This is a genomic window from Flavobacterium sp. (assembly GCF_027531705.1).
Classification (GTDB): Bacteria; Bacteroidota; Bacteroidia; order Flavobacteriales; family Flavobacteriaceae; genus Flavobacterium.
The window spans coordinates 1-25,043 of sequence record NZ_JAPZSP010000046.1 but is presented as its reverse complement, the minus strand read 5'-3'; the positions used below and the strand labels follow the sequence as shown (position 1 = coordinate 25,043).

Here is a 25,043-nt window from a genome sequence, read left to right as displayed (position 1 = left end):
TACTCAGATGGTAATGTTCGCTATGGAAAATAGAATAGTATTAAAAAAAAACTCCATCAAACGATAGAGAATTTATTTATAGTAATTTTGAAATCACATGTTCTGGTATATACAATAATGCGTGAGTGATAGGAGCGGCTCCTTTTATTTTCTTTTAAAAAGAAAAGATATAGCGGATAGCACGTCCCTTTGGGCACGCCATAATGATATTAATTTGTATTCTAATTAAATATCTTTAATAAATTCGTCATATTGCTCATAGAAAAGTTCTAGAGCATTCATTTTGTCATTAAAAAAGTCAAAAATATCATCCCAATAGCTTTTATTGCTAATGGATACGCCTGATTTTTCAACCCAAACTCGACTTATTACTTTGCCGTTCTCTAAATAATAATTTTTTTCATAAACTAAATCTTTTATAAACTCTTCATCAATAATATTTTTTAAGGATTCAAGCTTTTCAAAATAAGCAATTCTTTTGATGTCATCCTTTGGTTCAATGTCGATTGTAACTTGCGCTTTTTTGTTGTCTACAAAAAACTTGAAAGTAAAGTCTTTTATTTTTGTATTATAGAGAAGCCATTTTCTTGGGTGTTTTTCGGCAAATGCTATCCAAAAGGCTCTTTTAAGTTCTTGTGTTTCTTCTCGACTATACATATTTGTTTTTGGAGATTTAGTTTTGTATTTTTATAATATCTAAATTGATTGTATGGATTTTGATGCTTTTTTAAAAATTATTCCAAATGTAGTAAAAGAAATACTACCAGCCGAAAATGCGCATAATAAAATGGCACCACCTGAGCGAATTCAGCTTATGAAGCATTTTAATCTTGAAAATTTGAACCCAAGAGAAGCAGCCGTTATGATGCTTTTTTATCCAAAAAATAATCAAACACATTTAGTATTGATTAAAAGAACTTCTTACAATGGAGTTCATTCTTCTCAAATTGCTTTTCCTGGTGGCAAAGTTGAACATAGTGATGCAGATTATTCGGCAACAGCTTTGAGAGAAACGTTTGAGGAAATTGGGATTGAACCAAACGCTATTGATGTTATTAGGTCTTTTACGAGCGTTTATATTCCGCCAAGTAATTTTATGGTTTATCCTTTTTTTGCTATTTCAAATCAAGAACTTGATTTTGTTTTAGATGCTCATGAAGTTGCTGGAATAATTGAATTTCCATTGGTGAACTTTCTTGATGATGCTATTTTGGTAAATAAGATTATGGATACTTCTTATTCTAAATCTATTGAAGTTCCTGCTTTTAAAATTGAAGATTATTATGTTTGGGGTGCTACTGCAATGATGTTAAGCGAATTAAAAGATGTTATAAAAAGAGTAATTTGAAAGATAAGTTTTTTGTAAGTTTGCCATTCAAATTTCTTAAAGAATCATGAGTTTGTTGAAACGAAATCCATTTGGTCATATTCTATTTATTAAAAAGTGGTTAATCCGTGTTTTTGGAGTAATTACACACCGACGTTATAGAGGTTTTAACCAATTGAACATTGAAGGTTCCGAAATTATAAAACAATTACCAGATAAAAATGTTTTATTTATTTCAAATCATCAAACCTATTTTGCTGATGTTGTAGCAATGTTTCATGTTTTTAATGCAAGTTTATCAGGAAGAACAGATTCTATAAAAAACGTTGGGTATTTGTGGCAACCCAAAATGAATATTTATTATGTAGCAGCTAGCGAAACTATGAAAGCTGGACTATTGCCAAGAATCCTTGCCTATGTTGGTGCAATAACTGTTGAAAGAACATGGAGAGCGAAAGGTAAAGACATTACAGAAAAACGAGAAATAAACCCTAATGATACCGAAAACATCAGAATTGCACTTGAAGATGGGTGGGTAATTACTTTTCCGCAAGGAACTACAAAATCATTCAAACCTGTAAGAAAAGGTACAGCCCATATCATTAAACAACATAAACCTATTGTAGTCCCAATTGTGATTGATGGCTTCAGACGTTCATTTGATAAAAAAGGTTTGCGAATGAAAAAGAAAGGAATCTTACAATCTTTTATAATTAAAAAACCTTTAGAAATTGATTATGAAAATGAAACAATTGAAGAGATTGTTGAAAAAGTAGAATATGCAATTGAGCAACATCCATCATTTTTAAAAGTAATCCCAGCTGAAGAACTTGAAGAACAAGAAAAAATGAATAGACTTCGTAAATGGGATTATTAATTAGTAAATAAGAATATTATAAAGAGCGGGTAACTATTTTTAGATACCCGCTTTTATTTTAATTATCTCTTTAATGTAAAGTGTGATTTAAATTCTTTAGATAGACCATCTTCTGTATAATTTACAGCAAACCAATAATCTGATGCTGGCAATGCTACACCATTGAAATTACCATCCCAGCCTAAACCAGATGTGCTAATTTGTTTAATTAGTTTTCCTTCTCTATTAAAGATAGAAATTTTGGCTGTATCAAGTAGATTTAAGTCAGAAATATTCCAATAATCATTAAAGCCATCTCCATTTGGCGTAAAGAATTTCGGATAATTTACAACCAGAACATCAAAAGGGGCAGAATCTCCACAGCCATATTTATCCCTAACTATAACTGTGTGTTGTCCTGAAGCAACATTTTCAAAAATATTACTTTCTTGAAATAACCCACCATCTAGCTGATATAAAAACGCATCGTTAGCTCCTCCATATCCACTTGCAACAACAGTTATAACTTGATTGTCAACAAAATTTTCTGTTACAGAATATCCAGTAATTGCTATTGATGAAGGTAAAACAGAAACAAAGACTTCTTTAGAAACACATCCAGTTGTAGAGTTTGTAGCTATTAATGAATAGTCACCCGGTACAGTTGCTGTAAATGTACTTGCAGCCCCTACAACTGCCCCAAGTTCATCTTTCCATTCAAAAGTATGGTTTGAATTTAATTGACTGTCAATTGTATAAGTTGATATTGGTAAGCCAGAAATGTTATTCATACAAATATAACCATCAATAAGATTTGTTTCTGGTAGTTTGTTGATTGTCAAAATAATTTCTAACGGTACACTGCTACAGTTTGGAAAAGTTGAATTATGAACAACAGCATATACCTTAGCTAATTTTGTATTTAAAATCGAATTGACATTGTTGTTAGCATCATCTATTGTTTCATGATAGGTTACACTAAATTCTGTTCCTGTTTGACTTCCTAATATCGTAGGTGTATATTGAGTTAAATCAACTTCTAATACACCATCATTCTCAGTATCATTATCACAAAAAACAAGATCACTTGGTAAAATTGGATTTGCTGTTGGTATTGGAGTGATTGTAATATCAAAAAAAGTTTCATCATGATCACATTGACCGCTTGGAAATCCACTAGCTTTATAAATGTAAATTCTTTTAGTTAAAATTGTTGTTCCTGTATTAGTAATTGTCGTATTTGTTATTTGATTCGGGCTATTAGTATAAGTGTCGTCATAATAATCTCCTACTGTTAAAGCAGGAAGAGTTATACTACCACAGCCCGTTAAGTCACTAACAGTATCAACTTTTAAAATATTTACAGTAAAACTTTTTTCATCATCACAACCAGAAAATGTGGATCCAGGAACAATAGATGGATTATTTTCATAAACATATATTTTTTGGGTTGAAGTAATAGGTGTAGTTGCTGTTATCTCCGTACCACCAGTACCGCCACCTAAATGACTTTCTGTATAATATTTACCTGTTGTTGTAGGTAAGACACTTCCAGTTATTGGTGTTTGACCGCAAAAGTACATGTCGCTAAAAGTACCAAGATTTGGTTTTTTATAAAGAATTATTCTTGAAGGATATTCTTTAATACAACTTTCTCTTATCGGTCCATCTAATGTTGAAGCATAGACATAAACTGTGTCATCATAATAAGGAAGTGTATTTGATGCTGGAACCGTTCTTGTCATAGCAGCGCCTGTTATTTCAACTCCAATAGGAGGAGATGGTTGAGGGTTATTTGGACCTTGAAGACCACCCGGATCTTCATAATATTTTCCATTAGTTAATGGTGGTAGTTGATAGCTATTTGCGCACAATTCTACTAAACTTGTTGGGATATCACAAAGAGTCCTTGGGAAAGTTATTCGTATTTCTGACTGTGCATAGCAACCAGTTACTGAATCAGCCTTGTAAACATAAAATGTTTTAGAGTCTGGAGCAAAAATTCTTAAATCGGAACTAGTTAATAATTGTCCTGTGCCTAATGGTCCCGTATAATAATTTCCGTTTACCAATGGAGGTAAATCATAAAAATCATTCGTACATTCATCATTATCACTTACTGCATCAATTATTGGTCTAGAGTTAATTACAAAATCAAATTTCTTTTCAAATGCACAGACATTTCCTGATGAATCCATCATTGAATTATAAACATACACTGTTTGCACATTTGGACTAGGATTTAGCACTGTGCCGAAAGGAATAATATTTCCTCCACCAGTTCCGTCAGTTAAGTTATGAGGTTCAGTGTAATATTTTCCATTTGTGATAGCATTTAATGTAAATGGATCACATCTTGGAGAAACAAAATTTGGAATATCATCTACAGGAGGATGCGATACATTTATAAAATAACTTACTTCATTTGTATAACCAGCAGCACAAGTTGTAACACCCGTTGGAAGTGGTACATATAAATATACAGTTAAACTCTGTTCTATTTGGTCTCCTGGGAATAGTTGGGTTCCATAAGAGCCATCAAGAGGATAATGTGAATCTGTCCAATATTCGCCAACATCTGGAACAGGTAGTGTATGAGTACATTGATTTATATTTGCTTGCGGTGATAAACCAACAACAACTTTAAATTTCTTTTCATTATAACACTGTAATGTTCCTGTTCCTTCTACATATATATAAATATCTTGTGTTGAAAAAATTTGTGCACCATCAGCAAGGACAGTGCCAGTTTTTATTGGGCCAGTGTAATATTTAGCGCCCGGATAAGCAGCCAAAGATGGCAAAATATAGGGTGGATTACATGTAAAAACATTTGGTCTATCGGGACCTAAATCTGGTTTGTACTCAAAAGATATAGTAACAGGACCAGCATTGACATTACATGAAGGATTAGCTGTAGTATTTATTGTTGATTGGAAACTATAATAAACTGTCGTAGTTGTTGTCAACGGCACATCATCAGGAATAATTGTTCCTGTTCCATTAGGACCTGTCCAATAATCGCCATAGGCAAGTTTTGGTAGTGTATACTCATCACATACAGTTTTACTTGTTTCTGTAAATGAGGTAGGTTGAATTAGCGTTATTTTCAAAGGCCATTCTTGCGAGCATGGGTTCGCAGTTGTGATTAAATTTGATACATAAATAGTTTTTGTAAATGTGCCAATATACCCAGCAGGAGGCTCAATCAATGTGCCAGCGGGGATTTCGGTACCTTGGCTATTAGGTATTGTAGAGTCATATTTGTTTGGGAAATAATGACCATTTGCTAACGGTGGTAAAATATATCCTGGAGTTGCACAATAAGCGACATCTGATTCTGGTTTATCAGCTGCTAGTAATGGGCTTACAATCACATTGAAACTTGTAACTGCAAAACAGTCAGGATTGCTTTTAACGTAAACTCTTACATGTATTGTGGATGTCGCAAGAGATGCCGATCCACTTGTTGTTGGAATTATATTAGTTCCTGTTGCTGCCCCATTTGCAGTACTGTGATATGAAACTCCATAAATTGAAGGTAATTGACCATTTAGCACTTGTCCATCTAATGAACTTAAATTAAATGGAAACGTCTGTATTGCTGTTGATCTTCCACAAAGCTCTAATGTTGATGGTGCAGTAGCTGTAACAGGCACAGTAAGTGTACTTAAATTAAATTGCTTAATAGCTGGACACGGGTTTCCTGGTTGAGCTATTCTAACAAAAATAGGAGAAACAGTACCGCTATAACTTATTGGTAATGCCCCTGCATTATTTGTTGCGTCGCTTAAGCTTGTATGATAGCTAATGATAGGAGTGTAAGTTAGCCCTTGACTAATAATAGATGAATTTACACCAAAATCATAGTTGGAACTTCCACCGCTACATTTATATAAATCTATAGGATTGGGAGTTGTAACTGGTGGGACAAATTCAATTTTAATTATATCAGTAACAGCATCATAAGTGTTGCATACATTTGTGACGCTTATAACATTATAGTCGTGTGTTCCATTTGCTTCAGATGACGGTATAGTATAGGATGGACCACTTTGTCCTGGAATTACGATTCCGTCTTTTTTCCACACATAATTGAATGAGGGACTTAGTGCTGTGTTTAATGTATAGGGAATGCCTTCGCATAATGCAGAGTTGTTTGTCGTAACTAAGTTTGGACCAAATAAATCTTGATTAGACACTACTTTAGTGTAATTACCAATAAATATTGCTGAATCATATTGAAAATCTGATCGATCAGCAATAACGATTTTTATTTTATAAGTATGAGTAGGATCAACAGTTGCTGAAGCCGTTAAAGGTATTGTTCTTCCAAAGTAGTTGATAGGTGAATTAAAAGCTGCAGAACCTCCATAAAAAGAACCAAAACTAGTTGGATTTGCATCTAAACAATTTGTGTTATAAATATTTTTTCTAATATTGGTAGGAGTTATTAATGCAGGAGTTGATGCAATATTGGTAATAACTCCAGTCGACATATCCTTTAACAAAATAACTACAACATCTGATAAAGCATCACATTGATTATTTCCATATTCTTCGGATGCAAATATATAGTTAAGTTTAAATGTGTTTGATGTCGTAGTAAAATCAAATTGCAAGGATGAAGCATTAACAAAGCTCGATTCCCCTAAAAATGAATTCATGTCAGAATCACCTTGCCAACTGATGTCTCCATCTCCAATATAATTTGGTAGAATTTTTGGGCCTGGTGCATTTGTCAAACTGCCTGTAGTTAAGACTATTCCATCTGAAAGAGGGAAAGTGTTTGTAGCTGTATTGGAAAATGTTCCAATACTATTTGGATTACCAGCATAATCTGAACCTGACTTAACTATCCAATTGCTAGTTGTTATACAATTTGTATTTACTATTCTATTGGCTAATTGTTGAGGAGTACTACCTGTGCCTGATACTGTTATGTATTGCGAATAAAAATTCGTACAAAATAAAGTCGAAATTATAAATAAAAATCTTTTCATATGATAGAGATATAGTATCTAAATAAATTTGGTAACAGCAAATGTTGTAATAAAATCGTTAAAATGCAAATAAATGTCGTTAAAAAGTAAATATTTATCAAATAAAAGGTATTTTTCTTACAACAAAAAAAGCAATTTAACTCAAAGCAAATAAACGAAAAAAATCTAAATAAAGTATCAACTTTTTGAAATTCAGTTGCTTTTTTGTCAAGCTTCAAAAATTTTTAAATTCGTTCTTATTGATTACCTTTGCAAACTCATTAAAAATACGAAAATGTCTTTACAAGAAATTCTTAGTCCAAGTATCAAAAAAGCAATTCAAGAATTGTTTGAAGTTTCAATCGAAAAAATTGAATTTCAAGCTACAAGGAAAGATTTTGAGGGTGACATAACTGTAGTGATTTTTCCATTATTGAAAGTTATTAAAGGAAATCCCGTTGAAATCGGAACTAAAATTGGTAATTACTTGACAGAAAATCTAAATGAAGTTGAAAAATTTAATGTGGTTGCAGGTTTTCTGAACATTGTTATTTCAGATGTTTATTTTGTGAATTTTTTCAATGAAATTCTACCAAATAAAACCTTCGGATTTGGTTCTGTAACTGAAAATGACAAGGCTGTTATGGTTGAATATTCTTCGCCAAACACCAACAAACCTTTGCACCTAGGACATGTTCGTAACAATTTATTAGGTTATTCGGTTGCCGAAATTATAAAAGCTTCTGGCAAAAAAGTTTACAAAACCCAAATCATCAACGATAGAGGAATTCACATTTGTAAATCAATGTTGGCTTGGCAAAAATTCGGACAAGGTGAAACTCCAGAAACTTCGGGTTTGAAAGGTGATCATTTGGTTGGGAAATATTATGTGAGATTTGATCAAGAATATAAATTGCAAATAAGTGATTTAATTTCAAAAGGAATTACCGAAGAAGAAGCAAAAAAATTAGCTCCAATTATTTTAGAAGCTCAACAAATGCTACTAGATTGGGAAGCTGGAAAACCTGAAGTAATTCAACTTTGGAAAACCATGAACCAATGGGTTTATGATGGTTTTGCTCAAACGTATAAGAATTTAGGAGTTGATTTTGATAGTTATTATTACGAATCTAATACGTATTTGCTAGGTAAAGAGGTTGTGCAATTTGGACTTGAAAAAGGAATTTTCGAAAAAGATCCTGATGGTTCTGTTTGGATAGATTTGACCGAAGACGGTTTAGATAGAAAAATCGTGCTTCGTTCTGACGGAACAGCAGTTTATATGACGCAAGATATTGGTACAGCAATTCAACGTGTAAAAGATTTTCCTGATGTTGGCGGAATGGTTTATACGGTTGGAAATGAGCAAGATTATCACTTCAAAGTATTGTTTTTAATTTTGAAAAAACTCGGATTCGATTGGGCAGCTAACCTATTTCATTTATCTTATGGAATGGTAGAATTACCTTCTGGAAAAATGAAATCGCGTGAAGGAACTGTTGTAGATGCTGACGATTTGATGCAAGAAATGACCGCGACAGCACAATCTATTTCGGAAGCATTAGGAAAACTGGAAGGATATTCAAGCGAAGAAAAAGCTAAATTGTATAAAACTATTGGACTTGGTGCTCTAAAATATTACATTCTTAAAGTTGATCCTAAAAAATCAATGACTTTTAATCCTGAAGAATCGGTTGATTTTGCTGGAAATACTGGACCTTTTATTCAATATACGTATGCTCGAATACAATCGATTTTGCGTAAAGCTAATTTTGATTTTGTCACACCAAGCGAAGTCAAGGTGCTTCACGAAAAAGAAAAAGAATTAGTAAAACAACTAGCACTTTTTCCAGAAATTATTCAGAATGCGGCACAAAATCACAGTCCAGCATTACTAGCTAATTATACGTATGATTTGGTTAAAGAATTCAATTCATTCTATCAAAATGTTTCAATTCTTGGCGAAGAAAACCTAGATAAAAAAGTTTTCAGAGTTCAGTTATCACAAAAAGTGGCTGATACTATTAAATTGGCATTCAGATTATTAGGGATTGATGTTCCTGAGCGTATGTAAAATAATTTGGGCGTTTCCCTGCGGGTCGGGCTTTACGCTCCAATCTTTTTCTCGTTTTGAAAAAAAACGAGAAAAAGGATTTCCACTGCAATCCCTAACGCATAATTGCTAACTAAGATTTTTATCTTAAAATCCACGTTGTCTTTTCGCTTCAAATAATATAATGGCAGCTGCAACAGAAACATTCATCGAATCTATTTCGCCTTGCATAGGTATTATAATGTTTTGTGTGGCTTCATCTCGCCAAGGTTGTGTTAGTCCTGTAGCTTCTGTTCCAACAACAATAGCTGTTGATTTTGTATAATTTTGTGTGTGATAACTTGTTGAATTTTGGAGAGTTGCACTATAAAAGTTTATTTTATTTTTTTTCAAAAAAGCAATAACTTCTTCTGTTGTTCCAGTAGCAATTTGATTTGTAAACAAACAACCAACACTTGACCGAACAACATTAGGATTGTACATGTCCGTTTTTGGATTGGCAATAATTACTGCATCTAATCTTGCGGCATCTGCAGTTCGAAGCATTGCACCAAGATTGCCAGGTTTTTCAATTCCTTCAGCTACTAAAATTAGCGGATTATTTCCTAATTTTAAATCTGATAAATTCAACGATTTTGTTTTAGCTATAACGATAATTCCTTCGGTTGTATCGCGGTACGCTATTTTTTGATATACGTCTTTTGTTATTTCAATAACTTCTATTCCTTGTTTAATAAAAGCATTTACTTCTTTTTCGGAAATTAATTCTGGTAAAAAAAGAACTGTTTCCAATTCATATTTTCCTTTTTGTGCTAATTCAATTTCGCGTTTCCCTTCAATTATAAAAGTGCCAGATTGTTTTCGGGCTTTCGCTTTTTCTTGCAATTGCACCAACGTTTTTATCAATGGATTTTGTATAGAAGTAATTTGTTTCAAAAGTTTTGATTTATAATTTTATGCAAATGTAGTTAATAAAAAAATGCCTTATCAAGAGTAATAAGGCATTTTTTAAATAGATGTTATTGTTATTTTTTAATAATTTTCACTGTATTTACATTTGAATCCGTTTCAACTTTAAAGAAAAAGCTTCCTGATGGTAAAGTAGAAATATCAATTGAAGTTTCTTTTGCATTTACTTTTTCCGTTTTAACCAATTGACCTAAAACGGTATAAATTGAAATTGAATTTATAGTTTCATTTCCTTTAAAATTTACTTCTGTAGAAGCTGGATTTGGATAATAAGTGAAATTAGTTTTGTTGTAAGACGTAGTAGCTAAATTTGCACATGTTACTGTAGCATTCCATCCAGGCGCTGTGTTTGCTCCATCAGAATAAAACACAAAAGTTAATTTTCCAGTTGGATGCGTTGATGTAACCGTTCCAGGATTATTTGTTCCAGTAAAACCATATTGCTCAACAATAAAAGGAGAATTAGTGTCTGGCCCATTATATATTTTTAAATTATCTGCTCCATTTTCTAAATTGAATGAAGTAAATGTAACCGAAACTTCGTCACCACTATTCACTGGACTCATAACAGTTGTAACATATTCACTATTTGTATAATTTCCAGTTAAACCTCCTGAATCTCTGAAATAGCCATCAACACAATGGTTTACTAGAGTTGTAAAGTTTTTATTTAACAAAGTTGTAAAAGTATTTCCACTACATGCAGAACGTAAATATATTGTATAGTTGGATGCAGAATTTAAACTTGTAACTGTATATGAATTTGTAAAAACAGTTGTGTAAATTCCGGTTGGTGCAGCTCCTTGAGGAACTACTTCAATTTGATATGTATCTGAATCATTAGGATTTGTCCATGTAAAAGTTGCACCTTCAATAGTTTCATTGGTAACAGTAATCACAATATCATTATTACAAGAAGTTGAAAAACTATTTATGGTTGAAAAAGGCGAGGAATTACAAATATTATTAGCTTTAACTCTCCAATAATAAGTAGAACCAAAATCTAAATTATCTAAATCAATTTGATTTGTTACCGAATTTAAAGTTTGTAGTTCATCAGTAAAGTTGGCATCTTTAGCAATTTCTATTGTGTAATTCGTAGCATTTACACCACTATTTGTCCATGTTATTGTAGGATTGACATCTATTTGAATCGCATTATTAACAGGAGAAACCAAAGTTGGTGAAGTTACTAATGCTTCTTGTACATTTATTGTAAAAAATAGAGTAGAAGTAGATGCACCTGATGTCGCCGTTACGGTTATTGGATAGGCTCCAATTGGAACTAAGTTGAGATTTGAAATATATATAACATTAGCAGATGCTATTGCTAAACTTGTTGAATCAAAAGAAGCATTTGAGCCTGCTGGTAATCCCGAAACTGAAAAAGTTGTTACGCCAGAAAAAGTTGGTAACGTTTCTAATTGAAATTCAAAAAATGTCGAATCTGAACCTTGACAAATGTTGTTTTTTAAAGGTTTTGTAGTAGAAAGTAAAATGGGTCTATTTACAACGTTACTCATAATCAAAGAATAATTCTGTAAATCGTTTGTTAAATTTCCCTTATGACTAACAGTAACAGTGTATGTTCCTGTTGGATTTGAAATATCAACTCTTTCAATATTATCAACCAAATTGTCACCTTTGGTAGCAGCATCTTCCATAAATACTGGATTAAGTTTCCATGGAAAATTTGTTACATTATTTTTTACAATTCGTATATCTAAATCATTAACTAATGAAGGTGTGAAAAAGTCTATTTCACCACTAACAGTAACTGCACCTGCTGGATCAGTCCAACAAATTGAACCAATTAGTTGTTCAGTTGAATTAATAGGTTGAATATTAAATGAATAACTATCACCTTGGTTTAATGTAATTTCTCTAATTCTTGAGCTTACTCCTTCATTAGTAATTAAGTTTGCAGCTTTTTCAGCATTTAATAATCCCCAACCAAAGCGGTAATCAGGACCAGGATCACTACCTGCTTCATCTGCAGTATGCAAAGCAAGACCACGAAGAGTTGAAGCTCGCATATAATTACTTTTTACATTATTATAATGTTGTTGTAATAATAATAATGTTCCGGCAACATTTGGGGATGCCATTGAAGTTCCATCATAAAAATCATAAGAACTATTTGAAGTTGAAATTGATGATCTTACATTAACACCTTTTCCACAAATATCTGGTTTAATTCGACCATCATCAGTTGGTCCCCAGCTACTAAATCCAGACATTACAACACTTGAAGCAGATGTGTAATTTGAAACTTGATTAACTGCTGCAACAATAATTCCATTTTTTGAAGTGCTTTTTCCAGAAAGTAAGTCATAACCATCTTTATTAGGATTATATCCTGCATTTCTTGAGTTTCCAGCTGAATTAACAAATTGATAATAAGGAGCATTGAACATTATTCTGTCATAAGCTCTTGCATCTCCGTCATATTTCCCCCATTCATTAATTGGAACAAAATCGGGATCAGCTCCATAAGAATGATTTGAAACTAACAAACCATTGTTTGCAGCAAGAGTTGCTTCACTAGTATCACTATTCCAATCATATGCTCTTAAGTTTGCTTGTGATGCCATACCTTTAGCACTTGGACTTGCAGTTGCATTTCCCATCATTGTACCTGAAACATGAGTAGCGTGGTCTGATAAAGCAGTGGCATTGTCAACTTGAGTAACCCTTCCAACTAATAATAAGTGGGTGTTTCTAACTTTTCCTCCATCCCAAACGCCAATATTCATGTTCTGTCCGTCTAGACTTAGTCCCAAACTTCCACCTGAATTTAACTTGTTTGCTCTAGTTGTTACTGCAGCTCCTTTATTGTCGGTTGTGTAATAAACAGGATTCCCGTTTTTATTAACTCGCATTAATTCTGAAAAACCTCCTTTTTCTCTTGATTTGAAAATATCCCAACCTTTTATTCTTGCCTTTTCCAATGCCTCCGCTTTTTGAACTCTAAAGATGGAATCATATTCTAAAGCCATTCTATTTAGTTCAATAGAATTATTGGCTTCCATTATTTTTTTTCTTTGCAATTCAGTTTGAGCAAAAATTGAAATGGTAGAGAAAAATGCTAAAAAAAGTGATATTTTAATTTTCATTGTAGGTTTTTTACAAATTTTTGGCTAAAATAGTAAAAAAGCTATGATGTTTATAAAATACCTCTAGCTTTAACTTCTAAATATTTGTTAATTGTATCTAAAGTAAGATTTTCTGGTTGGGTTAAAACCGAGTAGATACCATATTTTTTGAGTTCATTAACAATTAATCGCTTTTCAAAATTGAATTTTTCGGCAATTACTTTATCATAAACTTCATGAATGGTTTCTGCTTTTTTATGAATAATCTGATTTAATTCGGTATTTTGAAAAAAGACTACTACTAACAAATGATTTTTTGCAATTCCTTTTAAATAAGGAAGTTGTCGGTTTAATCCGTCTAAAGTTTCAAAGTTGGTATATAAAATAATCAAACTTCTGTGATTGATATTTTTCTTGATGTCAACATACAATCGACTGTAATCGCTTTCAAAAAAATCGGTTTTGATGTTGTATAAATTTTCAAGAATCTTTTGCATTTGCGAAGAACGTTTTTCGGCAAAAACTCTATTTTCAACCTTTTTTGAAAAAGAAAACATACCTGCTTTGTCTTGTTTTTTCAAAATCACATTTGATAAAACTAGAGTAGCATTAATGGCATAATCTAGTAAACTCAATCCGTTGAATGGCATTTTCATTACACGACCAGTATCAATTGCCATATAAACTGATTGCGATTTTTCATCTTGAAACTGATTTACCATTAAGGAATTTTTCTTCGCAGTTGCTTTCCAATTAAGCGTTCGAATATCATCGCCTTGAACGTATTCTTTTATTTGTTCAAACTCCATTGTATGACCAATTCGACGAATTTTTTTCACACCATATTGAAACAAATTATTTGAAAAAGCAATTAAATCATATTTTCGCAATTGGATATAAGATGGATAAGTTGGCACCATTTCATTTTGAGCAAATCGGTATCTTCTTGCAACTAATTTTAAAGGTGAAGAAACATAAACATTTAATGTTCCAAAAAAATACACACCACGTTCTGTTGGACGCAAGTTATAATTGAAATCATCCTGAGAAGCCGTTTTGATTTTTCGTTTAATTTCAAAATTCCTAATTTGGAATTGATACGGAATTTCATCAATAACTTTGGTTAAAATAGAAAAATTATAGTAGTTTTTTATTGAAACAGAAATCTGATTTTCATCACCATTTGACAATTTTTCTGGAGTTGTTCTTGTTGCTTCAATTCCATTTTTGGTTACAAAAAGAATTAAAATGTCTATCGCCAAAAAGGTTAAAACAATAAAAAATAAATACCAAACTGCATTATATAAAACTGGAAAAATAAAGGTACAAACAAACATCGCTACAATTCCGATAAGAATGTAGAAGAAGAAATTGTTTAAGTATAAATCTTTAAAAAATTGTTTCAATGTTTTTCAGTTTACAGTTTACAGTCTTAGTTACTTTTATTGTAACTGAAAACTGAGACTGATAATTCAGTATTATCTTGGAATCTCTACCGATTCAATAATTTGTTTGATTATTTCAATGCTCGAAATTCCTTCCATTTCTCTTTCAGGCGTTACAATTACTCTGTGTTGTAAAACCGGAATTGTAGCTTCTTTAATGTCTTCGGGTGTAACAAAATCTCTACCACGAATAGCCGCAAAACCTTTGGCAGCATTCAATATTGCAATCGATGCTCTTGGCGATGCTCCTAAATATAAGAAAGCATTTTCACGAGTATTTACTACAATTTTAGCAATATATTCAATCAATTGTGGCTCGATAATAATTTGTTTTACCAAAGATTGATAATTTTTAATATCTAAACCAGAAAGAATGGTTTTGATGTTTTCTAATTTACCATTATTTTGCAGCGAATGTTCACGTTGAATAATGGTAATTTCATCTTCTAAAATTGGATAATCTATCGAAATTTTGAACAAAAATCGATCTAACTGCGCTTCTGGCAAACGATAAGTTCCTTCTTGCTCAATTGGGTTTTGTGTTGCGATTACCAAAAACGGTGTGTCCAAAATATATTGCGTTCCATCCATAGTAATTTGGCGTTCTTCCATAACTTCAAAAAGAGCAGCTTGTGTTTTGGCAGGAGCACGATTTATCTCATCAATCAAAATCAAATTAGAAAAAATCGGGCCTTTTTTGAATTCAAATTCAGATTTTTTCAAATCATATACCGAAGTTCCTAAAATATCTGAAGGCATCAAATCGGGTGTGAATTGAATTCGGCTGAAACCAACGTTTAGTGTTTTAGCTAACAATTTGGCAGTAATCGTTTTGGCAACACCTGGAACACCTTCTAGCAAAACGTGACCGTTAGAAAGTATTGCAACGAGCATTTGATCAATCATTTTGCTTTGTCCAACAATTACAGTTCCAAGTTCAGCTTTTATAGCTGTTATGCTTAGTAAAAGTGGTGCTAAATTTATTCTCGACTTAAAATTTACATTCTCGTTTGTCGCTTCTTGATTGTTAAATTCTTCCATATTTTTTCAATTTATCTTTCTTATTTTTTTGTTGTCAGTTTTCATTTTTTTTATTCAAAAACTTTCTCTAATGCTTTATTAATTTCTACCAAATCATCTTCAATACTATTATGCGGACTTTTTCGATGATTGTTGATTAAGAACACAGCTCTTTCAATTATAAAGTAATCTTTCCCAGATTTTTGATGCAATTTTTTTACGAAATCAGCATCTAATTTGGTTGTATCCATCAAATATTCATTCCTTACTCTTTCCAGGAAATAAATTATTTTTTTATCAATTATAGTAGTGTGATCGCCTTCTTGATAATATAAATTCCCAATAGTTTTAGTAAAATCAACAGTTGTATTGGGTAATGGTTTTATAATTGGAACAATTCGCTGTTTTCTTTTAGCATTGAAAATCATAAAAACGCCCATTCCAATTAGGAATAAAAGCCAAGCCGATTTTAGAGCAGGATGTTTAAAAATAAAACCTAATTGAGAATCAGAGATAGTTGAACCTGAACTTTTTCCAGAAAGCCAATGAATGTCTCTTTTTGGAAGATAGGATAAAACTTTCTCAGCATATTCCTTATGATTGTCTTTTAGTAAATGAAAATTGGTAAAAGCAGCAGGCTGTGTATGAAGGTAAATTTCACCACCATTATAATTTACTTTTATAAAATTCACTCTATTTTCAACACCATTTTGATAGCCTAAGACAGTTGTGTTGATGGTATCAAATTTTGCGAAATAGTCAGGGCCAACTTCTTCACTAAAGGTGTATTTATTATTTCCTAATTTTGGATTTGCTAACCAAAGCTTTTGAATACTATCTGATAATTTTAGCTCAAAATCAGTTTCAATATGAAGCGAATCTAAAATTACTTTAGGGAATTCTTTCATACTAAAGAAGGCTGCATTTTTATGCGATATAAAATACAAGATTTCTTGAGCAGATTCAGAATCAATTATTTTATTATCAGATATATATATAAATGTTCCTTTTACTTTGTAATTGTTTACTAAAGTGTCATAATCATATTGAGATTCAAAATATTCATAAGGCGATTGTTCAATTTTGGTAACCTTTTGACCAGTCATTTCCCCTAACTCTTGATTAAGAATATATAATCCAAACGGAATTTTATCATTAACGCCATATGTTGGTTCCCAATTGATAGGCTTTGGTTTAGAAACATCCATAGCAATGACAAGCGCTAAAATTAGCACCAAAATCACAATGTATATTTTCAAACTTTTATTCATTATATAGAACGAATGGTTTTTTCAAACGCTGTTTTTGCTTTTTCAAAAGTAGCTTCATCTAGTTCAAATTCGCCATACCAAATATAGTTGTACAAATAAGAAAGATAGGCAAATTCGTCTCGACGGTTTTCATTTTTAATCTCGTATAAATAGTCCGAATTGGTTTTTTCAATATCCCATTCGATTATCCCTTTTTCAGACATTTTTTTCAATAACCATAAATAATAGTAACGAATACTAATTCTTTTTTGTCCAGCCGAAAGTGTTTCTTTAAGAAGTTTTTCAAAATCTGTTTCATGCAAATTTCTTTCAATCTCATCTGTCGAAACAATTTTTTTACTCGAATTTTTACCAAAAATCCATTGTCCTTCTTTGTTCAAAATGGCTTTTACAATTAAATAAACAACAAAAATTACAACCAGAATTGCAATGGTTTTTAGTATAAACATAACAACACTCATCGAAGTTCTTTCGCTAGAAAACTTGAAAATATTTTGAACAATTCTCGCTAACCATTCTTTGAATCTATCCCAAGCATTTTTTTCGGGCGTTTTTATTTCATAGACAAACTCTTCGGAGTTGTATTTCTTTTTTAAATTGGTTTTGAATTTTATTTCCTGAATAGAATCGTTGCTATCAACTTTAATATCTTTTTCGGTAAAAGTGATTTTTTCGTTTTCAGGCGCAGTTAATGTGTCTTGAGCTTCAAGATGCAAACAAAAAAGCAACGATATAAAAAGCAACAATTTACCCATTAGAAGCAAAAACTTTTCGATGAACAATAAATGGATAAACTAAATAATAAAAAGCAATAATTGAAAGCGTAAACAGAATAATAAAACTGCTTAACCAATTAGGCATATCAATAGAATAACGTGTAATAAAACCTTCAAGAAAACCTGCCGAAATGGTAAACGGAAATGTACTCAAAAAGATTTTCATACTATTTTTAAAACCAATTTTGAAAGAATTCATTCTCGAATATGTTCTAGGAAATAGGATAGAAGCACCCAAAATAAAACCAGCACTAGCTTCTATGACAATAGCGAAAATTTCCATTGAACCGTGAATCCAAATACCGCGAACACTTTGCCAAAAAACACCTTGTTGGTAAAAAAAATATTGAAAAGAACCCAGCATAATGCAGTTTTGCAAGAAAACTATAAAAGTTCCAATACCAGCAAAAAGGCCATATAAATAACATTTTGCACCCACAAAAAGGTTGTTGAAAGTAATACCAACAAAACTTCCCCAATTACTGCCAGATTTGTAAACAGCAACAGGATTTCCGTCTTTTATGTTTTCCAAAGTCATGTTTACATATTCATCACCTAAAATAAGACGAACAAAATCTGCATCATATTTAGCCGAGAAAATGCCAATTGAAACAGTTACAAAAAACAAAACAAAAGCATAAAGCAAATAGCGTTTGTATTCGTAAACAACTAATGGAACTTCTGTTTTAAAAAAATAAAGGAATCGATTTTTTTCAGTGCGTTTGGTTTTATAAATTTTTTGGTAAATCTGTGAAGCTAAATGATTTAAGTAAACAACCGTTTTGCTTTTTGGATAATATGTTTGCGCATACGACAAATCATTCATTAATTGAATGTATAAATTTGCCATTTCATCAGGATTTTTTTTAGATTTACCAAAAATTGCTTGCTCAAATTCAAGCCATTTTTCTTTATTTTGTTTTATAAACGCAACTTCTCTCATTGAAGGCTAAAATATAAAATATGACGCAAATAGCAATCAATACTACACAAAATGTTCAAATCAATTTTACCGCTGCAGGTGTTGGCGATAGAATTTTGGCGTATCTATTGGATTTATTAATAAAAATCGCTTATGGAATTGTAATTTACGGCATCTTTTTTTATCTATTAGGAATAAATAATTACCTAGATTCTACCGATCAGTGGTCAATGATGGCAACAATTCTCTTTTTTGCGTTACCAATTATTTTCTATACAATCGTTCTCGAAAGCATTTTTGAAGGTCAAACAGTTGGGAAAAAATTACTCAAAATTAAAGTTGTAAAAATAGATGGCTACCAAGCAACTTTTGCAGAATACCTAATTCGTTGGTTCATGCGAATAATTGACATTTCGTTATTCAACGGAATCATTGCGCTAATAGTAGTTTCATCTAGCAAAAATGGACAACGATTGGGCGATATGGTGGCAGGAACATCTGTAATTACTCTAAAAAACAATGTGACAATTAGTAGTACAATTTTAGAAGACATTGGAAATGAATATGTTCCGATTTATCCTTTGGTTATCAAACTTTCAGATAACGATGTTAGGATTATTAAAGAAGCCTTTTTGAAAGCTGAAAAAAGAGATGATTTTGAAACGATAGATAAAATAAAAGCCAAGATTGAAACCGTTACAGGAATAAAAAACCAATCAGGGCGTCATATCGATTTTATACGAACAATTCTGAAAGACTATAATTATTACACACAGTCTATGTAACTTTTGGAGCGAATGGCTTGGGCTTTTTCAGTTATGGTAATTCCCGCTACTGGAACTCGTCTCGTTCCAAAAAAACGAGACTCAAACAATTCCAGTATCGGGGCTAGTTAGTGAATCATTTTTGTGAAATCAAAATAAAAAATCCGTCAAGTTTTTCAACAAGACGGATTTTTTTAAGTAAAAAGATTTAATCTATTTTTTTATAACTTTTCCACTAAAAGTTCCATTTTCAGAAGTTATTGATAAGAAATACATACCAGTTGGTTGTTGTGTTAAATCAATTTTTTCACTTTGAAAACCAGTTGATTTATCCATTTTTTGTTCTGACACTAATTGCCCTTGTATGTTAGTTAATTTGATTGAAACATCTCCAGCATTTTCTAAAGTATAGTCAACTGTTACATAATCAGCAGTTGGATTTGGATAAATAGTTGCTTCAATTTTGTTTAGCGAAATACTTTCTGTTGCTAATGAGCCACCACAATTTACAAACTGTAAAGTTGTATAGGAGAAAATAAAGTTTCCAACACCAACTTGTCCTTCCCAATCTCTACCAGCAGCATAAATAGAAGCTGATGTATCCATTGTTAAAGAATGATTATTTCCTGCCGAAATAGAATTCCAGTTATTGTTAGTTCCAACTTGAGTTAATGTTACCAATGCTGCGTTGTTTCCTTGTGCTAATTGTCCAAAAACATTGTAACCACAAGAGTGAAGCGTTCCGTCATTTCTAATTGCTAATGAAAAGTTATTTCCAGCTGAAATTGCAATGTAAAAATCAATTGCACCATTAACAATAACTACAGTCAAAGGTATGTTTGAAGAAGTATTGTTTCCATAACCAAGTTGACCACTTGTGTTATCACCAAAAGTATAAAGAACTCCATTTGTATCTAACGCCATGCTATGATTTAAACCAGCAGAAACTAATGACCAGTTTGAAGAAGTACCCACTAGAGTTGGAACCAAACTAGTTGTAAATGTTCCGTTTCCTAATTGTCCACTAGCATTATTTCCCCAAGAGTATAAAAAACCATTTGAATCTACAGCTAATGAATGTTGATCACCAGCGTCTATTTGAACCCAGTTAGATGCAATTCCAACTTGTACTGGCACATTTTGATTTACAACATTATTTAGACCAAGTTGCCCAGTATTATTCACACCCCAAGACCAAAGAGTTCCAGTATTTTTGATAGCCAAGCTAAATCCATTTCCAGCTGATACTTTTAACCAGTCAGTTGCAGTTCCCATTTGAGTTACTGTCCAAGTTGCGCTATTAAAAACACCATTTCCTAGTTGACCAAAAGTTCCGTTGCCCCAAGCCCAAAGTGTTCCGTTGGTTTTTACTGCAAGCGAATGACTTGCACCTGCAGAAACTGTCATCCAATCATTAGCTGTTCCAATTTGGATTGGCAAGCTTTGATTGGCCATATTCCCGTTTAATCCTAATAAATTTCCATTTTGTCCCCAACCCCAAAGTGTTCCATCCATTTTTATGGCAAGACAAAAGTTAGTTCCTGCTGACATTTCACGCCAACATCCAGTTCCTGTTTGAGAAAATACATTTGAAGTAAAAAATAATGTAATAACGAATAATAGTAATTTAGTTTTACTCACTTGTAAAACATTGTTTTTTTGGTGTTCGTGAATCGTTGATTTCATGATAATAAGTTTTAAAGGTTAATTCAATTATATATCAATCAACTTATTAATTTGTTACCCATTGAATGAAAAAAAGTTTTTATAGAAACAAAACTTGTATAATAGCCCCGATTGCAGAGGAAATCCTTTTCTTTTTTTTCTTTAAAAAAAGAAAAGATTACTTCACATTGTTTTTATTTTTTATTTGAGTTCAGTGAACTTTGTTTGCAACGGAAAGCGGGACAACTGTTCTTTTGAAACCAGTATTTATGCTACAAAAAAATCCCACTCTTTCGAATGGGATTCTTTATTTGTAAGTAAGTTAAACGGGTTGTACAAACGTTTTTTATTTCACTTTTTTCACAACAGCTTTGAAAGCTTCTGGGTGATTCATTGCTAAATCGGCTAATACTTTACGGTTCAATTCGATACCGTTTTTCTTAACCATTCCCATAAATTGAGAATATGACATTCCTTCTAAACGAGCTCCAGCGTTGATACGTTGAATCCATAAAGCACGGAAATTTCTCTTGTTTTGCTTTCTATCGCGATAAGCGTAAACCATCGCTTTTTCAACTGCGTTTTTAGCAACAGTCCAAACGTTTTTACGACGACCAAAGAAACCTTTGGCTTGCTTCATTATCTTTTTTCTTCTTGCTCTTTTAGCAACTGAATTTACTGATCTTGGCATAATTTTCTTGTTTTTTTGTAGCAGGCGTCCCGAATTTAATCAAGGGAACTTAAGGCCATACTCCAAGGTTATTTAAAATTGATTTTTAACCTAAAGAATTATTTTTTTAAGATTTAAGTCTTAATCCTTAATACTCAAATCTTAATACTAATTATATAATTCTTAATTGTTGTTTGATGCTTTTCATATCTGTACTGTGAACCAATGCAGAGTGAGTCAAAGCTAATTTACGCTTCTTAGACTTTTTAGTCAAGATGTGGCTTTTGAAAGCGTGTTTTCTTTTAATCTTTCCAGAACCAGTAACTTTGAATCGTTTCTTAGCACTAGATTTTGTTTTCATTTTAGGCATAATTTCCCTAATTTATTTATATTTAACTTACTTACTTATTTTTGTAATTCATTCTCTTTTTACTGAGACTGAAAACTGCTTACTTCTTTTTCTTAGGAGCAATGAACATAATCATTCTTTTTCCCTCAAGAACTGGCATAGCTTCTACTTTACCATGTTCTTCAAGATCTGTAGCCAAACGTAATAATAAAATCTGACCTTGATCTTTATAGATAATTGAACGACCTTTGAAGAATACAAATGCTTTCAATTTAGAACCTTCTTTTAGAAATTTTTCAGCATTTTTTCTTTTAAATTCATAATCGTGCTCATCTGTTTGAGGACCAAAACGAATTTCTTTAACCACAATTTGCGTAGACTTAGCTTTCAGTTCTTTGTCACGTTTTTTCTGCATGTAAACAAACTTTTTATAGTCTATAATTTTACATACTGGTGGTTCAGCATTTGGAGAAATTTCTACCAAATCTAATTCTAATTGATCCGCAAGACGCAAAGCATCTGCTGTTTTGAAAATACCTGGTTCTACATTGTCTCCAACAAGACGTACTTCAGGCACACGAATAAAATTATTTATTCTGTGTTCATCTTTTTTTTCTACTCGAGGTTGATAACCTCTGTTGTTTCTAATTGCTATGGCTTTATTATTTTAATTAAACTTCAAATGTTTTTAACGTTTTGGCAATCTCATCGTTCACAATTTTAGCAAATTCTTCAATTGTAACCGATATATTTCCTTTTCCTTCTTGTCCATGACGACGTACAGAAATGGTTCCGTTTTTCTCTTCTTCCTCACCAACTATCAGCATAAACGGCATTTTTTGAACTTCTGCATCTCTAATTTTCTTACCAATTGTCTCGTTGCGGTTGTCAATTAGGGCGCGAATTTCGTGATTTTCTAGCAATTCTAAAACTTTTTTCGCATAATTTTCATATTTCTCACTCAAAGACAGTATAATAGCCTGTTCAGGCATTAGCCAAAGTGGGAAATTTCCAGCAGTATGTTCTAATAAAATGGCTATAAAACGTTCCATCGAGCCAAATGGTGCGCGGTGAATCATAACCGGACGATGTAATTTGTCATCTGCTCCTTTATAGGTTAATTCAAAACGCTCTGGTAAATTATAATCAACCTGAATAGTTCCAAGTTGCCAACTTCTGCCTAAAGCATCTTTAACCATAAAATCCAATTTTGGACCATAGAAAGCAGCTTCACCATACTCAACAACTGTATTCAAACCTTTATCGGCTGCAGCATTGATAATAGCATTTTCTGCTTTTTCCCAATTTTCGTCGCTACCTATATATTTATCTCTATTTTCTTGATCACGTAACGAAATTTGAGCCGTAAAGTTTTCAAATCCTAATGAACCGAATACATATAATACAAGGTCAATTACTTTTTTGAACTCACTATCCAATTGATCTGGAGTACAGAAGATATGCGCATCATCTTGCGTAAACCCTCTCACACGAGTTAATCCGTGTAATTCACCACTTTGCTCATATCTATATACAGTTCCAAATTCTGCATAACGTTTTGGTAAATCTTTATACGACCAAGGCTTTGTATTATAAATTTCACAGTGATGTGGACAGTTCATAGGTTTCAATAAAAACTCTTCGCCTTCAGCAGGAGTTGTTATTGGTTGAAAACTATCAGCGCCATATTTTGCATAATGTCCAGAGGTTACATAAAGTTCTTTCTGTCCAATATGTGGAGTCACAACTTGTTCATAACCAGCTTTCTTTTGAGCTTTTTTCAAAAACTGTTCTAATCTATCTCTCAAAGCAGCTCCTTTTGGTAACCACAACGGCAAACCTTGACCTACTTTTTGTGAAAATGCAAACAAATCAAGTTCTTTACCAAGTTTTCTATGATCACGACGTTTTGCTTCTTCTAATAGTTCTAAATATTCAGTTAAATCTTTTTGTTTTGGAAATGAAATTCCATAAACACGGGTTAACTGTTTGTTTTTCTCATCACCACGCCAATACGCACCAGCAACGCTCATGATTTTCATGGCTTTGATAATTCCAGTATTTGGAATGTGTCCACCACGACATAAATCAAAGAAATTTGAATGATCACAAAAAGTAATCGTTCCGTCTTCTAAATTTGATATTAATTCTGTTTTGTATTCGTTACCTTTATATACTTCCAATGCTTCAGCTTTAGAAACTGGTCGCATTTTGAATTCATGTTTTTCTCTCGAAATCTCTAAAACTCTTTCTTCAATTGCTTTAAAGTCCGCGTCAGTTATTTTGTTATCACCAAAATCAACATCATAATAAAACCCATTATCAATCGCTGGTCCAAGAGTCAATTTAATACCATTGTATTTTTCTTCCAAAACCTGAGCCATAACGTGTGAAGTCGAATGCCAAAAAGCTTTTTTTCCTTCTTTATCATTCCACGTATATAATATAAGTGAACCGTCGGTTGTCAATTCCGTCGAAGTTTCTATAGTTGTACCATTAAAAGCTGCCGAAATCACATTTCGCGCTAATCCTTCACTGATGCTTTTTGCAACATCCATCGGAGTTGTATCTTTTGCAAACTCCTTAACCGAACCGTCAGGTAAAGTAATCTTTATCATTCCTAAAATTTTATGGACTGCAAATATATAAGATTAACAAAACACATACAATATATATAGGAATAATATAAATTGTTTTTTAGTAGCTCCTCGCGCTTTACGTTCCAATCTTGCCCGAAATTGGCAATTTTTCTACGTTTTGCAAGGAGCTTGCGTTGGTCGCTCTTTCAAAAACGAGAAAAATAAGCCAAATTTGGGCAAGGATTTCCACTACAATCACGGCTATTGGGATCTATTTTCAAAAGAAACTCATGCTAAACC

General features: G+C 32.3%; 18 protein-coding genes. 4 read left to right on the top strand and 14 right to left on the bottom strand.

Features of this window, described 5'->3' with window-relative positions; genetic code table 11:
• Window positions 1-225: 225 nt before the first annotated feature.
• Complete coding sequence (locus O9267_RS14330; protein ID WP_298180764.1) at window positions 226-657, bottom strand: DUF4268 domain-containing protein; 432 nt, start codon at window positions 655-657, stop codon at window positions 226-228.
• A gap of 52 nt (window positions 658-709) precedes the next feature.
• On the opposite strand from O9267_RS14330, the gene O9267_RS14325 reads away from it, so the two are divergent.
• A complete protein-coding gene (locus tag O9267_RS14325; RefSeq protein WP_298180762.1) occupies window positions 710-1,348 on the top strand; it encodes a CoA pyrophosphatase in 639 nt (212 codons plus the stop codon).
• Window positions 1,349-1,394: 46 nt separating this feature from the next.
• Window positions 1,395-2,204 (top strand): lysophospholipid acyltransferase family protein, encoded by an 810-nt coding sequence (locus O9267_RS14320; RefSeq protein ID WP_298180760.1) that lies wholly within the window; start codon window positions 1,395-1,397, stop codon window positions 2,202-2,204.
• A gap of 62 nt (window positions 2,205-2,266) precedes the next feature.
• Here O9267_RS14320 and O9267_RS14315 read toward each other — a convergent pair whose 3' ends face one another.
• Window positions 2,267-7,186: a T9SS type B sorting domain-containing protein gene (locus tag O9267_RS14315; protein WP_298180758.1), complete on the bottom strand. Its 4,920-nt coding sequence runs from the start codon at window positions 7,184-7,186 to the stop codon at window positions 2,267-2,269.
• Window positions 7,187-7,460: 274 nt separating this feature from the next.
• Between O9267_RS14315 and argS the strand changes: the two genes are divergently transcribed.
• Window positions 7,461-9,239, top strand: a complete 1,779-nt coding sequence (gene argS, locus O9267_RS14310; RefSeq protein WP_298180756.1) for an arginine--tRNA ligase — start codon at window positions 7,461-7,463, stop codon at window positions 9,237-9,239.
• A 126-nt stretch (window positions 9,240-9,365) separates the two neighbouring features.
• Here the strand turns inward: argS and O9267_RS14305 are convergent, their stop codons facing one another.
• The 7 genes from O9267_RS14305 to O9267_RS14275 form a co-directional block, all read right to left on the bottom strand.
• Window positions 9,366-10,154 carry an RNA methyltransferase gene (locus O9267_RS14305; RefSeq protein ID WP_298180754.1) on the bottom strand — a complete coding sequence of 263 codons (789 nt, stop codon included), beginning with the start codon at window positions 10,152-10,154 and terminating at the stop codon, window positions 9,366-9,368.
• Between the two features lie 89 nt (window positions 10,155-10,243).
• Entirely contained in the window at window positions 10,244-13,303 is a 3,060-nt protein-coding gene (locus tag O9267_RS14300) for a S8 family serine peptidase (protein ID WP_298180752.1), read from the bottom strand.
• Window positions 13,304-13,353: 50 nt separating this feature from the next.
• Window positions 13,354-14,688 carry a DUF58 domain-containing protein gene (locus O9267_RS14295; protein ID WP_298180750.1) on the bottom strand — a complete coding sequence of 445 codons (1,335 nt, stop codon included), beginning with the start codon at window positions 14,686-14,688 and terminating at the stop codon, window positions 13,354-13,356.
• A gap of 72 nt (window positions 14,689-14,760) precedes the next feature.
• Window positions 14,761-15,768, bottom strand: a complete 1,008-nt coding sequence (locus tag O9267_RS14290; protein WP_298180747.1) for a MoxR family ATPase — start codon at window positions 15,766-15,768, stop codon at window positions 14,761-14,763.
• A 50-nt stretch (window positions 15,769-15,818) separates the two neighbouring features.
• Complete coding sequence (locus O9267_RS14285) at window positions 15,819-17,006, bottom strand: DUF4350 domain-containing protein (RefSeq protein WP_298180745.1); 1,188 nt, start codon at window positions 17,004-17,006, stop codon at window positions 15,819-15,821.
• Between the two features lie 11 nt (window positions 17,007-17,017).
• Window positions 17,018-17,773: a DUF4129 domain-containing protein gene (locus O9267_RS14280; protein ID WP_298180743.1), complete on the bottom strand. Its 756-nt coding sequence runs from the start codon at window positions 17,771-17,773 to the stop codon at window positions 17,018-17,020.
• A complete protein-coding gene (locus tag O9267_RS14275) occupies window positions 17,766-18,737 on the bottom strand; it encodes a stage II sporulation protein M (protein ID WP_298180741.1) in 972 nt (323 codons plus the stop codon). Before O9267_RS14275 ends, O9267_RS14280 begins: the two co-directional genes overlap by 8 nt.
• A 20-nt stretch (window positions 18,738-18,757) precedes the next feature.
• Here O9267_RS14275 and O9267_RS14270 point away from each other — a divergent pair, with 20 nt between their 5' ends.
• On the top strand, window positions 18,758-19,501 hold the full coding sequence (locus O9267_RS14270; RefSeq protein ID WP_298180738.1) for an RDD family protein: 744 nt from the start codon (window positions 18,758-18,760) through the stop codon (window positions 19,499-19,501).
• Between the two features lie 192 nt (window positions 19,502-19,693).
• Here O9267_RS14270 and O9267_RS14265 read toward each other — a convergent pair whose 3' ends face one another.
• The 5 genes from O9267_RS14265 to thrS form a co-directional block, all read right to left on the bottom strand.
• Window positions 19,694-21,166, bottom strand: a complete 1,473-nt coding sequence (locus O9267_RS14265; RefSeq protein ID WP_298180736.1) for a T9SS type A sorting domain-containing protein — start codon at window positions 21,164-21,166, stop codon at window positions 19,694-19,696.
• Window positions 21,167-21,491: 325 nt separating this feature from the next.
• Window positions 21,492-21,836, bottom strand: coding sequence for a 50S ribosomal protein L20 (rplT, locus tag O9267_RS14260; protein WP_298180734.1), 345 nt, complete (start codon window positions 21,834-21,836; stop codon window positions 21,492-21,494).
• Between the two features lie 151 nt (window positions 21,837-21,987).
• Window positions 21,988-22,185 carry a 50S ribosomal protein L35 gene (gene rpmI / locus O9267_RS14255; protein ID WP_007810722.1) on the bottom strand — a complete coding sequence of 66 codons (198 nt, stop codon included), beginning with the start codon at window positions 22,183-22,185 and terminating at the stop codon, window positions 21,988-21,990.
• 79 nt (window positions 22,186-22,264) lie between these two features.
• A complete protein-coding gene (gene infC / locus O9267_RS14250) occupies window positions 22,265-22,813 on the bottom strand; it encodes a translation initiation factor IF-3 (protein WP_298180766.1) in 549 nt (182 codons plus the stop codon).
• Window positions 22,814-22,835: 22 nt separating this feature from the next.
• Window positions 22,836-24,782 carry a threonine--tRNA ligase gene (gene thrS, locus O9267_RS14245; RefSeq protein ID WP_298180733.1) on the bottom strand — a complete coding sequence of 649 codons (1,947 nt, stop codon included), beginning with the start codon at window positions 24,780-24,782 and terminating at the stop codon, window positions 22,836-22,838.
• Between the last annotated feature and the right edge of the window lie 261 nt (window positions 24,783-25,043).